This is a genomic window from Ollibium composti (assembly GCF_004801285.1).
In the GTDB taxonomy this organism is placed as follows: Bacteria; Pseudomonadota; Alphaproteobacteria; order Rhizobiales; family Rhizobiaceae; genus Mesorhizobium; species Mesorhizobium composti.
This window is the reverse complement of record NZ_SSNY01000013.1, coordinates 124,196-137,930: the sequence shown is the minus strand read 5'-3', so window position 1 is coordinate 137,930 and position 13,735 is coordinate 124,196. Positions and strand designations below refer to the sequence as shown.

General features: G+C 65.0%; 13 protein-coding genes. 4 read left to right on the top strand and 9 right to left on the bottom strand.

Features of this window, described 5'->3' with window-relative positions:
- Nucleotides 1-293 precede the first annotated feature (293 nt).
- The 7 genes from E6C48_RS19745 to E6C48_RS19715 form a co-directional block, all read right to left on the bottom strand.
- Nucleotides 294-1,382 (bottom strand): ABC transporter ATP-binding protein, encoded by a 1,089-nt coding sequence (locus E6C48_RS19745; protein WP_136359893.1) that lies wholly within the window; start codon nt 1,380-1,382, stop codon nt 294-296.
- On the bottom strand, nt 1,382-2,485 hold the full coding sequence (locus tag E6C48_RS19740) for an ABC transporter ATP-binding protein (protein ID WP_136359892.1): 1,104 nt from the start codon (nt 2,483-2,485) through the stop codon (nt 1,382-1,384). Before E6C48_RS19740 ends, E6C48_RS19745 begins: the two co-directional genes overlap by 1 nt.
- Entirely contained in the window at nt 2,482-2,709 is a 228-nt protein-coding gene (locus E6C48_RS19735) for a hypothetical protein (protein WP_136359891.1), read from the bottom strand. Before E6C48_RS19735 ends, E6C48_RS19740 begins: the two co-directional genes overlap by 4 nt.
- Nucleotides 2,706-3,665: a carbohydrate ABC transporter permease gene (locus E6C48_RS19730; protein ID WP_136359890.1), complete on the bottom strand. Its 960-nt coding sequence runs from the start codon at nt 3,663-3,665 to the stop codon at nt 2,706-2,708. Before E6C48_RS19730 ends, E6C48_RS19735 begins: the two co-directional genes overlap by 4 nt.
- Nucleotide 3,666: 1 nt before the next feature.
- Complete coding sequence (locus E6C48_RS19725) at nt 3,667-4,572, bottom strand: carbohydrate ABC transporter permease (RefSeq protein ID WP_136359889.1); 906 nt, start codon at nt 4,570-4,572, stop codon at nt 3,667-3,669.
- 73 nt (nt 4,573-4,645) lie between these two features.
- Nucleotides 4,646-5,962, bottom strand: coding sequence for an ABC transporter substrate-binding protein (locus E6C48_RS19720; protein ID WP_136359888.1), 1,317 nt, complete (start codon nt 5,960-5,962; stop codon nt 4,646-4,648).
- 366 nt (nt 5,963-6,328) lie between these two features.
- Entirely contained in the window at nt 6,329-6,991 is a 663-nt protein-coding gene (locus E6C48_RS19715) for a TetR/AcrR family transcriptional regulator (RefSeq protein WP_136359887.1), read from the bottom strand.
- Between the two features lie 34 nt (nt 6,992-7,025).
- Here E6C48_RS19715 and E6C48_RS19710 point away from each other — a divergent pair, with 34 nt between their 5' ends.
- The 3 genes from E6C48_RS19710 to E6C48_RS19700 all read left to right on the top strand — a co-directional run bounded on the left by E6C48_RS19710 (nt 7,026) and on the right by E6C48_RS19700 (nt 9,624).
- Nucleotides 7,026-8,288: a Tm-1-like ATP-binding domain-containing protein gene (locus E6C48_RS19710; RefSeq protein WP_136359886.1), complete on the top strand. Its 1,263-nt coding sequence runs from the start codon at nt 7,026-7,028 to the stop codon at nt 8,286-8,288.
- Between the two features lie 10 nt (nt 8,289-8,298).
- Nucleotides 8,299-9,138: a phosphoenolpyruvate hydrolase family protein gene (locus E6C48_RS19705; protein WP_136359885.1), complete on the top strand. Its 840-nt coding sequence runs from the start codon at nt 8,299-8,301 to the stop codon at nt 9,136-9,138.
- Nucleotides 9,139-9,207: 69 nt separating this feature from the next.
- Nucleotides 9,208-9,624: a cupin domain-containing protein gene (locus E6C48_RS19700; RefSeq protein WP_136359884.1), complete on the top strand. Its 417-nt coding sequence runs from the start codon at nt 9,208-9,210 to the stop codon at nt 9,622-9,624.
- A gap of 198 nt (nt 9,625-9,822) precedes the next feature.
- On the opposite strand, the gene E6C48_RS19695 is transcribed toward E6C48_RS19700, so the two are convergent.
- On the bottom strand, nt 9,823-10,164 hold the full coding sequence (locus E6C48_RS19695) for a hypothetical protein (RefSeq protein ID WP_136359883.1): 342 nt from the start codon (nt 10,162-10,164) through the stop codon (nt 9,823-9,825).
- 105 nt (nt 10,165-10,269) lie between these two features.
- Nucleotides 10,270-11,457: a M24 family metallopeptidase gene (locus E6C48_RS19690; RefSeq protein WP_136359882.1), complete on the bottom strand. Its 1,188-nt coding sequence runs from the start codon at nt 11,455-11,457 to the stop codon at nt 10,270-10,272.
- A 352-nt stretch (nt 11,458-11,809) separates the two neighbouring features.
- Between E6C48_RS19690 and E6C48_RS19685 the strand changes: the two genes are divergently transcribed.
- Nucleotides 11,810-13,420, top strand: a complete 1,611-nt coding sequence (locus E6C48_RS19685; RefSeq protein ID WP_136359881.1) for an ABC transporter substrate-binding protein — start codon at nt 11,810-11,812, stop codon at nt 13,418-13,420.
- Nucleotides 13,421-13,735: the final 315 nt, after the last annotated feature.

Below are 13,735 nucleotides of genomic sequence, written 5' to 3'. Positions count from 1 at the left end.
GTGATGAACGCCCGGCAGGGCCCTTGGACGGCCCTTCGCTACGGCTCAGGGCGTTCGGCGCCTATCATGATGCCACTGGCATCATGATTTTCTCGCTGCGCTCGAAACCGGCTTCTCACCCTCCCCGAGCGGCCGCTTACGTTGAGCGACTACCGGAGGCGCCGGTTCCCCGCCACGCAATCACCGTCATGACCGGTGTTCCCGCGCGGGAAGCTGGGGTGAGTATGGAGCGGGTTCGGGAGAGGTGGATAAGTTTCGGGAATATTTTTGGAAGAGGAAGCGCCGTGGGTGCCCTATCCCCCGTGCCTGAGGCTCACCCCGTTGCCCTTGTCGAACAGCACGACCTTGTCCGGGTTCCATGCAAGGCGCACCGTCTGCTCGGCGGCGACGCTGGTTTGCGCCGGCACGGTGGCGCGCAGGTGGACGTCGCCGACCCTGAGCGTAACGATCTTTTCCACGCCGTGGTTTTCCACGTCGTGCACCAGCGCCTCGACCGGCGCCCCGCTTTCCAGATGCACATCCTCGGGCCGGATGCCGAAGACGAGCGGGCGACCATCGGTCGTCCCGCCCGTCCTCCCGCCCCCCTCGGGCAACGGCAATTCGAACGTCATCGGCGCCATCACCGCCCGACCGTCGACCAGCCGGCCATCCATCAGGTTCATCGGCGGCGAACCGACGAAGCTCGCCACATAGGTGTCGCGCGGATTGTTGTAAATCTCCTGCGGCGTGCCGGTCTGGACGATGCGGCCGTGGTTCAGCACGCCCACCTTGTCGCCCATCGACATCGCCTCGATCTGGTCGTGCGTGACGAACAGGAAGGTGGCGCCGAGCTGAACCTGCAGGTTCTTCAGTTCCGTGCGCAACGCCTCGCGCAGCTTGGCGTCGAGCGCCGACAGCGGCTCGTCCATCAGGAACACGCGCGGCTTGCGCACGATGGCGCGGCCGATGGAGACGCGCTGCATCTCGCCGCCCGACAGCCGGTCCACCTTGCGGTCGAGCAGGTGCTCGATGCGCAGCGTCTTGGCGGCGCGCGCGACGCGCTCCTTGATCTCGGCATCCGGCACGCGCCGGATCTTCGGCTTCAGCGGGAATTCCAGGTTCTCGCGCACCGTCAGCCGCGGATAGAGCGAATATTGCTGCAGCACCAGCGCCACGTCGCGCTCGGCAGCCCCCCAGTCGGCGACGTCGACGCCGTCGATGAAGACCTGGCCCTCGGTCGGCTTCTCCAGCCCGGCGATCAGCCTGAGCGTCGTCGTCTTGCCGGCGCCGGTCTCGCCCAAAAGCACGAAGAACTCGCCGTCGGCGATGTCGATATCGAGGTTCGACAGCGCCTTGTGGCTGCCGAACGTCTTGGTGATGTTCTTAAGCTGGATATGGGCCATCACAGAGCCACCCCGAGCGATTTGCCGCTTGCCGTGTCGAAGAAATGCGCCTGGGCCGGGTCGACGCGGGCGAAGACCTTTTCGCCTGCTCTCGCGACGAAGCCGCTCTTGGTGCGGGCGCGCAGCACCTCGCCGCCGACCTTGAGGTCGACGATGTCGAAGGAGCCGAGCGGTTCGATGATCTGCGCCTCGACGGGCAGGAAGCCGTCCGTCGCCTCGCGGGCGACCAGAACGCCCTCGGGGCGGATGCCGAGCTTCAGGCCGCCGCCGGCATGGCCGTTGAGCCTGGCCAGCAGTTCGCCCGGAAAGGCGAAACCCTTCTCGGCGCCGCCGACGGCGACGGAGACCTGCCCGGCCTGCTCGCTGACCGTGGTGTCGGCTACGTTCATCACCGGGCTGCCGACGAACTGCGCGACGAACAGGTTGGCCGGCTGGCGGTAGACCTCCTCCGGCGTGCCGACCTGCTGCAGCACGCCCTCGTGCATGATGACGATGCGGTCGGCCAGGCTCATCGCCTCGATCTGGTCGTGCGTGACGTAGATGGTGGTGGAGCCCTGCTTGACGTGCAGCCGCTTGATCTCGGCGCGCATCTCCTCGCGCAGCTTGGCGTCGAGCGCGCCGATCGGCTCGTCCATCAGCATGGCCTTGGGCCGGCGCACCAGCGCCCGGCCGATCGCCACGCGCTGCATGTCGCCGCCCGACAGCGCCGACGGCTTCTTGGCCAGGAGGTCGGTGATTCGCAGCACCCGCGCGATCTCGCGCACCGCCGCGTCCACCTGCGCCTTGCTGATGCGCGTGGCGCGCAGCGGGAAGGCGATGTTCTCGTAGACGCTCATATGCGGATAGAGCGAGAAGGACTGGAACACCATGGCGATGTCGCGGTCCGACGCCTTGAGATGCTGCACCGGCTTGCCATCGATGAGGATGTCGCCCTCGTCGATCGTTTCCAGCCCGGCGACGGCGCGCAACGTCGTCGTCTTGCCGCAGCCCGACTGGCCGAGCAGCACGATGAACTCGTTGTCGGCGATGGTCAGGTTGAGGTCCTTGATGACCTGGACGGCGCCGAACCACTTCTGCACGCCGCGAAGCTCGATCTGCGTCATGCCCGGCCCTCGTTGTGATCGGAGACGTCGAACACGCCATCCGTGTCCTCGGGCGTGACGCCGGGCTTGCCGAACCAGTTGGTGAACATGAAGGTGACCAGCCCGACGATGACGATGGTCACGCCGTAGCGGTGCAGGAACAGGCTCCACGGCTGGCACAGCGCCACGATGCCGAGCACCATGACGATCTCGGCCGTGCGTTGCAGGGTCGAACTGCGCATCATTTGCGGATCGCTCCGAAGGACATGCCGCGCAACAGGTGGTTGCGGAGCAGGAAGGTGAAGAACGCCACCGGCAAAAGGAACAGGAAGGTGCCGGCCGCGATCACCGTCCAGTCGGGCAGGCCGGAGCCGACCTGGCTGGGGATGAAAGGCGGCGCCGTCTGCGCGCGGCGGTTGGTCATCATCAGCGCGAAGGCATATTCGTTCCAGGCGGTGATGAAGCAGAACACGGCGGTGGCCGCGATGCCGGTCGCCGCCTCCGGCAAGACGATCTTGAAGAAGGCCTGCATGCGCGTGTAGCCGTCGACCAGGGCTGCTTCCTCGTATTCCTTCGGGATCTCGTCGATGAAGCCCTTCATCAGCCACACCGAGAACGACAGGTTGAAGGCGGTGTAGAGGATGATGAGGCCGATATGCGTGTCGGTCAGGCCGACGATGCGGTACATCAGGAACATCGGGATCGCCACCACCACCGGCGGCAGCATGCGCGTCGACAGGATGAAGAACAGAAGATCCCCCTCCCCCTTCACCTTGAAGCGGGAGAAGCCGTAGGCGGTAAAGGTGCCCATGCCGACCGCCAGCACCGTCGAGGTGACGGCGATGATGAGCGAGTTCAGGAAGCGGCTCGGATAGGCCGACCACTGCACCTGGTCCTTGCCGTCGCGCACGACCTTCTCGCCACCGTCGAAGACCATCCGTTCCCACCAGGGAGCGGCGGCGTATTCCTCCGGTGTCGGCTGCTCGCGCAGCTGCGATCGCTTGGTCATCAGTTTGACGAAGGGCGAGATCTCGGGCGTGAACACCACCGTCGGCGGAATAGTGGTGGCGAGGTTGCGCGGCTTGAAGGAGGTCGCCACGATCCAGTAGATCGGCGCCAGGAAGATCATGGTGATGACGAGAACGGCGACGATGGCGAGCCTGTTCAGCGCCCGCTCGCCAGAGGTCTGGACGGCGGCCATCCTACCGCTCCTTCACTTTGTTGAGGTACTTCACGTAGATGTTGGTGATGGCCAGCACCATGATGAGCACGATGTAGGCGAGCGCGCAGGAGCGGCCCGTCTGCCATTCCTGGAACGCCATCTTGTAGAGGCGGATGGAGATGACCTCCGTGCTCGGCTGCGTCGACAGCACGTAGGCGAGGTCGAAGGTCTTGAAGGCCTCCATCGTGCGGAAGATGATGGCGATCATCAGGATCGGCGCCACCAGCGGCAGGGTGATGCGGAAGAAGGTGTAGAGCGGCCCGGCGCGGTCGATCGCCGCCGCCTCGTAGAGGTGCTTCGGCACCGCCGACAGGCCGGCCAGCGACAACAGCATGACGAAGGGCGCCCACATCCAGATGTCGGTGATGGCGACGGCGTAGAGCGCCATGTCGGGATCGCCCAGCCACTGGAACTTGCCGAGGCCGAGCGCCCAGTTGATGACGCCCCAGGACGGGTCGTAGAGCAGCTTCCAGAACAGGCCGACGACGGCCATGGACAGCATCATCGGCAGAAGCAGCAGCGTCGTGATCAGCCCCTTGAAGGGGATGTCGCGGTTGAGCAGCATCGCCGTGCCGAAGCCGACGATCACCTGCCCCACCACCGAGACGATGACGTACTTCGCCGTCACCACGAAGTTGTTCCAGATGTAGGGATCGTTGAGCAGCTCGCGATAGTTCTGCAGGCCGACGAAATTCGCCGGCGCATTGGTCGAGGCGCGGAAGTCGGTGAAGGAATAGCCGAGCGAATAGAGCAGCGGGAAGATGTTGAAGACGATCAGGAACAGGATCGTCGGGACGATGAACAGATTGCGGATCGCGATGTCGCTCATGCCGCGGGCGGCGGCGCGGGATTTCGGATCCAGCGTGGAGATCACGGCTGTCGCCACGGATCGGCCTTTCCTGCTTCCATGAAAAAGAAGGCGGAGGGAGCGCGAGCCCCCTCCGCCAATCTGCGGTGGTCTACTTCACCCGCCCGTATTTCTTGAACGTGCCGTCCCAGTCGCCGGCGAGCGCGTCGAGCACTTCCTTGGCCGAGCCTTGCCCGTTCACGACATAGGGATAGACGCGCTGGTTGAGCTGCTGCAGAAGCTCCGCATATTCGGGAACCGCCCAGAAGTCCTTCACCTTGAACATCGTCTCGTAGAAGGCCTTGTTGTAGGGCGTGGCGTTCTGGAAGGCTTCCGATTCCAGCACCGCCTTGTTGCAAGTGTAGCCGCCGAGGTCGGCCCACTTCTTCTGCGTGTCGTCCTGGATGAACCACTTCAGGAACTTCATCGCCTCCTCCTTGTTGTTGGAATAGGAGACGACGGAGATGCCCTGCCCGCCGAGCGCGGCGTACTGGTCGCCGCCGGGACCCGCCGGGTTGGCGAAGAAGCCGGTGTTCTTGGCGTAGGGGTTGGTGGATTCGTTGAGCAGCGAGGGCAGGAACGCGAAGTAGTTCATGCTCATCGCCGCCAGGCCCTCGGTGATGGCCTGGTTGTTCTCGACGAAGAAGGCGTTCGTCCAGCCCGGAGGCGTGAAGCCGAACAGCTTGCGGTAGTTCTCGAGAGCGGCGACCGCCTTGTCGGAATTGACGATGCCGTCGACCTTGTAGGTGCCGTAGTCGCCCAGTTCCGCCCCGTAGGAGAACAGCGCGTTCTCGACGCCCATCGCCAGGCCGTCATACTGGTTCTGCGTGTAGATGGCGATGCCGTAGCGGTTCTGGTCCGGCCGGTTGAAGAACTCGGCGATGTCGGTGAGTTCCTTGAAGGTCTTCGGCGGCGCCAGGTCGTAGCCGTACTTCGCCTTGAAGGCCTCCATTTCCTTGGGGTCCTCGAACCAGTCCTTGCGATAGGCCCAGCCGACCGCGTCGCCCTCTGCCGGGATCGACCAGTATTTGCCGCTGCCGCCGGGGTATTCCGCATAGTATTTGACCGTCGCCTCGGCCATCTTCTCGTTGACCTTGTTCTCCTTCACGAAGTCGGTCAGGTCGACGTAGTGGCCGCCCTCGGAGGCCGCGCCCAGCCACTGCGAGTCGCCGACGACGAGGTCGTAGGCACTGCCCTTGGCGTTGAACTCGGTGAAGGCCTTGGTCTGGAAGTCGGCCCACGGCGTGGTTTCCACCACCACCTTGACGCCGGTTTCCTTCTCGTACTCGTTGCCGAGTTCCTGCAGGTAGTTGGCCGGATCCCATTCGGCCCAGAAGATGGTGAGCTGCTTGTCCTGTGCGTGCACGGACGTGCTGCACGCGAGTGCCATACCGATACCAGCGAGCACGCTGGCCACTGACTTGCGCATAGTTTCCTCCCTTGTGCGCATTCTTTCCGGCAATGCCGGCCGGTGCGCCACCGGCCTGGTCGTTTCCTCTCCGTACCGCTTTTCCAGCAGGCCCTGCGGCCTGTTCCGGAGCGCGCCGCAGCCTCCTCCGCGACCGTTCTTCTTGTTTCAATCTGGTATGACCAATTTTTATCCGACGTCAAGGCCTTTCTTGATACCGTTCAGCGATTCCGGAATAACGAGAATATCATAACCGATTGTTTTATATGATATTATTAGAGAAAAACGAGAACACTCCGACGGATAGAGAAGAACTCGATCCGAAATGGGCAGCGTGATACATAAAATCTGGTCTAACCAGTTATCAATCAGTCTGCTCCCCGTTGACTACACGTCCGGTGGCGTTCCCCCTGCCTCGGCCAGCGCCGCACGCACCAGGGCGCGCGCCGTCCATTGCGCCACCGACAGCGTCTCGGCGCCGTCCAGTCCCCACATATCCTTCAGCACGACGATCGCTTCGACGCCGAAGACCAGCGACAGTGCCTGCGTCAATCTCCGGAAGGCGCGCGGCGGCAAAACATCCTTCAGGGGCAGGACCGCCTCGGCAAGCAGGTCCTTGCGATGGCCGCGCGCCAGCTTCGGCTCGGCGCCCAGCGTTCCGGCCTGGCCGCGCGCCCAATGGTCGAGCGACAGTTTCAGCGCCGCCTTGAACGTCGCCTCGAAAGCCTCGATGCGCGGCATGGCCGTGTCGAACAGCGCGGCAACCCGCCGCTCGGCGTCCTTCGATTTCGACCGCCACGACAGGATCGGCCCGAGCGCCTCGTCCACCACCGCCTGCACCAGCGCCGCCTGGCTGGGAAAATAACGATAGGCCGTCGCCCGCGACACCTCTGCGGCCTCCGCCACTTCGCTGACGGAGGGCGTGGCGCCCGCCTGCATCAGCCGCGATGCCGTCTCCAGCATCAACCGGCGGGTGCGGGCGCGCGGCCCCTTCTCGCTCTTGCCGTTCTCGTCCCTGTCCGGAACAGTCGGTTGACGTGAGACATCCATGTCAATACGATACGGCCGTCTCAAAAATTTCGCAATGCCCGCGCACTGGAATTGCACGTCGCGACGGGCCGCCCGGACGAGCCTTGGGGAGGGAGACGTGGTCAAGCGCATCTACGTCGTCGGCACCGCCGACACCAAGGGCGAGGAACTGGCCTATCTCGCCGACATCATCGCGGCTTCGGGCGCTGCCGTGGCGCGCGTCGATGTCGGCACCCGCGGCGCCCTGGTGCCGGTCGACGTCGCCGCCCGCGATGTCGCCGCCTGGCATCCGGACGGCACTTCGGCGGCGCTGGTCTCCAACGACCGCGGCACCGCGGTAGCCGCGATGGGCGAAGCCTTCGCCCGCTTCGCCGCCTCCCGGCACGACATCGCCGGCATCATCGGCATCGGCGGCGGCGGCGGCACCTCGATCGTCACCGCCGGCATGCGCGCCCTGCCGCTCGGCCTGCCGAAGATCATGGTGTCGACGCTGGCTTCCGGCGATACCGCGCCCTATGTCGATGTATCCGACATCGTCATGATGCCGTCGGTCACCGACATGGCCGGGCTGAACCGGCTGTCCCGCACCGTCCTGCACAACGCGGCCCAGGCGATCGTCGGCATGGCCGCCCATCCGGCCCCTGCCGTCGAAGGCAAACCGGCGCTCGGGCTCACCATGTTCGGCGTCACCACCCCTTGCGTGACCGCGATGGTGGAGAAACTGCGCGCCGATTACGACTGCATGGTCTTCCACGCCACCGGCACCGGCGGCCGCACCATGGAGAAGCTCGCCGACAGCGGCCTGCTTTCCGGCGTGCTCGACATCACCACGACGGAGGTCTGCGACCTTCTGTTCGGCGGCGTGCTGCCGGCGACGCCCGACCGCTTCGGTGCCATCGCGCGTACGAAGCTGCCCTATGTCGGCTCCGTCGGCGCGCTCGACATGGTCAATTTCTGGGCGCCCTCGACCGTGCCGGAGAAATACCGAGACCGGCTGTTCTATCCGCACAATCCCAACGTCACGCTGATGCGCACGACGGCCGACGAGTGCCGGCAGATCGGCGAATGGATCGGCGAGCGGCTATCGCGCTGCGAGGGGCCGGTGCGTTTCCTCATCCCCGAAAAGGGCGTCTCGGCGCTCGATATCGAGGGCGGCGCCTTCTTCGACCCGCAAGCCGACGCCGCTTTGTTCGAGGCGATCGAACGCACCATCCGGCCGACCGCCGACAGACGCATAGAGCGCCTGCCGCTGCACATCAACGACCCCGCTTTCGCCGAAGCCGCCGTCGCGGCCTTCAGGGAAATCGCCAGCCATTGAAAGAGAGACGATGCCCGCCATCCCGCGCAGCGACATCCTTCAAAAATTCCGCGCCATGATCGAGGCAGGCCGCCCCATCGTCGGCGGTGGCGCCGGCACCGGCCTGTCGGCCAAGGCCGAGGAAGCCGGCGGCATCGACCTCATCATCATCTACAATTCCGGCCGCTACCGCATGGCCGGGCGCGGCTCGGCCGCCGGCCTGCTCGCCTATGGCAACGCCAACGCAATCGTCAAGGAGATGGCCTACGAGGTGTTGCCGGTGGTGAAGAAGACGCCGGTGCTGGCCGGCGTCAACGGCACCGATCCCTTCGTCATCATGCCGCTGCTGCTCGCCGAACTCAAAGCCATGGGCTTCTCCGGCGTGCAGAATTTCCCCACCATCGGCCTGTTCGACGGCGTCATGCGCACGAGCTTCGAGGAAACCGGCATGGGCTACGGCCTCGAAGTCGACATGATCGCCGAGGCGAACCGACTCGACCTGTTGACAACACCTTATGTCTTCAATCCGGACGAAGCGAAGGCGATGACCAGCGCCGGCGCCGACATCATCGTCGCCCATATGGGCGTCACGACCGGCGGTTCCATCGGCGCGACCTCGGCCAAGTCGCTTGACGATTGCGTCGGCGAGATCGACGCCATCGCCGATGCCGCGCGCTCGGTGCGCAAGGACGTCATCCTGCTTTGCCACGGCGGGCCGATCTCGATGCCGGACGACGCGCGCTATATCCTCGACCGCTGCAAGGGCCTGCACGGCTTCTACGGCGCGTCCTCGATGGAGCGGCTGCCGACGGAAAAGGCCATCGCCGACCAGACCGCCGACTTCAAGGCCGCCACGGGCGGCAAGCGATAGGGCATTCCAGCAGAAAGCGTGGCGCGGTTTGCGTCCGGAAATGCGACTGAAACGAACAGGGAGGAAAAAATGAGCGATCCGGGCAAGCTTTTCGTCTATCCGGGCGATGTCGACGGCTTCGGCTTCGACTGGGGCAGGCTGTCGCTGACTGTGGGGCCGGAGGTGAACGGCGCGAAGCACTTTTCCGGCGGCGTCGTCGACCTGCCGCCCGGCCAGGGCCATTCGCGCCACAACCATCCGGGCGCGGAAGAAATCATCTTCGTCATCTCCGGCAACGGCGAGCAGATGATCGAGGACGAGCACGGCAACCCGCATGTGCGCCAGGTCGGCCCCGGCTGCACCTGCTTCATCCCCGAAAGCCGCTTCCACTCGACGCTCAACACCAGCAGCGCGCCGATGCAGCTTTTCGTCGTCTATTCGCCCGCCGGACCGGAACTGGGCCTGCGCGAGTTACCGGATTTCAGGATCATTCCGGCTGGGAATTGAGGCAGGGCCAATCGCTTGTCGGGCGCGCGAGGTTCGCCCCCTCTCCGTCGCGCTTCGCGCGCCACCTCTCCCCCGTTCCGAGGGAGAGGATGGGAGCCAAGCTAGACGCCTATCCTCTCCCTCACGAAGTGGGGGAGAGGTGGCGCCGCGAAGCGGCGACGGAGAGGGGGCAACGCGCCAGAGACAAATACGCGCCCCCTACCGCCCCTGAAGCACCCGTACGATGGTCGGCGTGACTTGCCCGCGCGCCGCGGCGTTGATGTCGGAACGCGACAGCCGGCCGTTGGCGATGCCGCGGGTCAGCCGCGAGCAATAGAGGCGCGGCGTGGAAGAAACCGACGCGTTCATCAGCTTGGCGATGTTGCGGCGTGTCGCATACGGCTTGCGGGAAATGTTGCGCGTGCAGGTGCGCACGAAATCGTTGCGCAGGGACGGACTGCCGCGCAGAGCTTCGCGGCTGGCATCATAATTCGTCTGGGAAATGCCGCAGCCCGCCAAGGCGAGCAGCGAAAGCGCGAGAACGACGTGACGACAAGCCAATGGGGTGGCCTCCTCTCCTATCCGCCCCCGGTTGCATAGTGCGTCTCACGGTTGAAACGTCAACCCTGCCGGCCCGTTCCGGTCACGCCGTCTTTGCGCCGGGATTTAGGCGGTCCCGCCCCGGTTCCAGCCCCGGCCACGGTCGCCGAACATCGTGTAGCCGTCCGCCGTCACCGCCACCGTGTCCTCCAGCTTGATGAAGCCGCGCGTCGGATGCAGCATGGTCGTCTCGACCGACAGCACCATGCCCGCTTCCAGCGGCTTTTCGGCATCGGTGCCCTCATAGGCGACCGGATGGTTGGTCATCAGGAACGGCGCCTCGTGCGAGATCAGCCCCATGCCGTGCGCGAAGAAATCCGTGTAGGCCGCAACCTTCGACGCCTTCAGCACGCCTTCGGCATGCGAAATCATCTCGGCACCGGCAACGCCGGCGCGGATCTTCGAGAAGGCGGCCTGCTGCACCGCCTCTACCTCGCCGAGTAGGTCTTCCAGCTCGGCGTCCGGCTCTCCCAGCACGCCCATGCGGCAGAGGTCGCCGATATAGCCGTGATAGTTGCCGCCGGAATCGATCGACAGCACCTCGCCCTTCTTCCACGCCTGCGCCGAGGCGGCACGGTTGTGGCTGGAGCCCAGCGTCAGCAGGCAATATTCGAAATGCGCGCCGCGATTGGTCTCCTCGCGCCGCAGCCGCTCGATGATCTCGCCCTTAGTCGAGCCTTCGCGCGCGGCAGCGATCGTCGCCAGCATGGCATCGGTGATGAGTTCGGAGGCGATGCGCAGTTTTTCCAGTTCCTCCGGCGTCTTCACCGCCCTCAATCTCTCCAGTGTCCCGGTGGCATCCACCAGCTTCGCGTCTGGCAGCGCGTTGCGCAGCAGCGTATAGGCGTCCGACGGCAGGAAGGGCGGCTCGATGCCGATGCGTGCGCCCGCCTTGCCGATCTGTCGGATATGCTCGACGGCGAGATTGGCCGCATCCAGCGTGCCCCAGCAGGCGGTGTGCACCGAAGGCGTCCAGAACGGATGGTTCTGGTGCTCACTGCCTTCCATGCGGTTGCCGACATAGGCGGCGTGGTCGGGGCTGGCGCGCTCGTAGACGACGACCGGCAGGTAGCGGCTATGGCCGATGGCGTCCATAGCCGAGAAGAAGATGAACTTGTAGCCGCCGAGCAGGTACTGCGTGTTGTGCTTGGAGGTGGCGACGAGCACGTCGATGCCGGCTTCGTCCATGAGGCGATCGAGGCGGGCGCTGTCGAAAGGAACCGAACCGACGGTGGCGCCGGGCGCGACGTTCATAGCCTTCTCCCTGGATTGGCCCTCTGCGGGGCACCACGGCGCGACGCGCCTTTTGTCGGGCAAATCTGCACCATTTTGCCGTCACTGGTCCAGCCAGAAAACAAGCGGGATTGAAAATCCACCCGGACGGCCGCCTCTTTTTCGGTAAGAAGCCTCTATCTGGTCATACCAGATAGAGGAAAAAGCCGTTGCGGACGGTACTGGGCCAGCGGATGAAATTTTCAAAGCCAAGCCCCGCCGCGCCAATTCCTTCTCTGGCGCAAGCCTTCGCGAGGGCCATAATCGCGGCCGAAGCCAGACAGGATGCCGCGCGCCATATGGCCGGCAAGCGGCGAAGGACGGAGTGCTCCCGATGCTCGATTTTTCCCTTTCCAGACGCAGCCTTCTCGCAAGCTCGGCGGCGCTCCTCGCCTCGACCGCCCTGCCCCGCATCGCGATGGCCGAGACGCCGAAGACGGGCGGTCGGCTGGTGGTGGCCTCCGATTCCGAGCCGCGCAACCTCAACCCGGCCATCGTCGCCTCCAACGGCGTTTTCTTCGTCTCCAGCAAGGTGGTGGAGACTCTGGCCGAGGCCGACTACACCGCCAAGGACCAGCTTTCGCCACGGCTGGCAACGAGTTGGGAAGGCGCCGCCGACGGCCTTTCCGTCACCTTCAAGCTGCGCGAGGGCGTGACCTGGCACGACGGCAAACCCTTCACCGCCGACGACGTGGCGTTTTCGGCGCTCGAAGTGTGGAAGCCGTTGCAGAACCTCGGCCGCACCGTCTTCAAGGACCTCGAGGCCGTCGAGACGCCTGACGACCATACCGCCGTCTTCAAGTTCGCCAAGCCGACGCCCTTCCAGCTCATCCGCAACGCTTTGCCGGCGCTTTCCAGCGTCGTGCCGAAGCATCTCTACGAAGGCACCAAGATCGAGGAGAACCCGGCCAACAACGCCCCGGTCGGCACCGGCCCGTTCAAATTCGCCGAATACAAGGCCGGCCAGTATTACCGACTGGAGAAGAACCCCGCCTATTGGGAAAAGGGCCAGCCCTATCTCGACGAGATCATCTACCAGGTGCTGCCCGACCGCACCTCGGCGGCGAACGCGCTGGAGGCCGGCGAGATCCAGCTCGCCGCCTTCTCGGCCGTGCCGCTAGCCGACCTCGAGCGCATCTCCAAGGTGTCGGGCCTCACCGTCGTCACCAAGGGCTACGAGGGGCTGACCTACCAGCTCGTCGTCGAGATCAACCACCGCCGCAAGGAGCTGGCGGACCTGAAGGTGCGGCAGGCGATCGCGCATGCCATCGACAAGAACTTCGTCGTCAAGACGGTTTTCCTCGGCTACGCTCACGCCGCCACCGGCCCTGTGCCGGCCAACGATCCGCAATTCTACACGCCGGACGTGGAGACCTACCCGTTCGACGTCGCCAAGGCCAATGCGCTGCTGGACGAGGCCGGCTACAAGCGCGCCGACAGCGGCACGCGCTTTGCGCTGAAGCTGTTGCCGGCGCCCTACTTCAACGAGACCAAGCAGTTCGGCGACTATCTGCGCCAGGCGCTCGCCGCCGTCGGCATCGACGCCCAGCTCGTCAACAACGACTCGGCCGCCCACATCAAGGCCGTCTACACCGACCACGCCTTCGACCTCGCCGTCGGCCCGCCGGTGTTCCGCGGCGACCCGGCCATCTCCACCACCATCCTTGTGCAGAGCGGCATTCCCGACGGCGTGCCCTTCTCCAACCAGGGCGGCTACAAGAACGCCGAGATCGACGCCATCATCGAGAAGGCTTCCGAGGAACTGGACGCGGAAAAGCGTACCGAACTCTACCGCGAATTCCAGAAGAAGGTCACCGCCGACCTGCCGCTGATCAACGTCGCCGAGTGGAGTTTCACGTCGGTCGCCAGCGACAAGCTGAGAAACGTCGCCGACAATCCGCGCTGGGCGGTGTCCAACTGGGCCGATACGTGGCTGGCGGAATAGGCGAGCGGGATTGAGCCGAACGCCGGCTTGCCGGTAAGGTCCGGCCATGGATTTCGTGCACGCTATTCTCCGGCGGCCCGCCGGCGCATGTCTGCCCTTTTTCGGGGGCGGAACAATTGCCTATGGCGCAGTGCCCCCTCTCCGTCTCGGCTTTGCCGAGCCACCTCTCCCCCCGTTCCGGGTGGAGAGGATAGGCCGGCCGCAAGGCTTGGCTCCCATCCTCTCCCCTCACGGAGTGGGGGAGAGGTGGCTCGGGCGTAGCCCGAGACGGAGAGGGGGTGTTGCGCCCTATGCGATTTCCTCACCCTCAAAGGA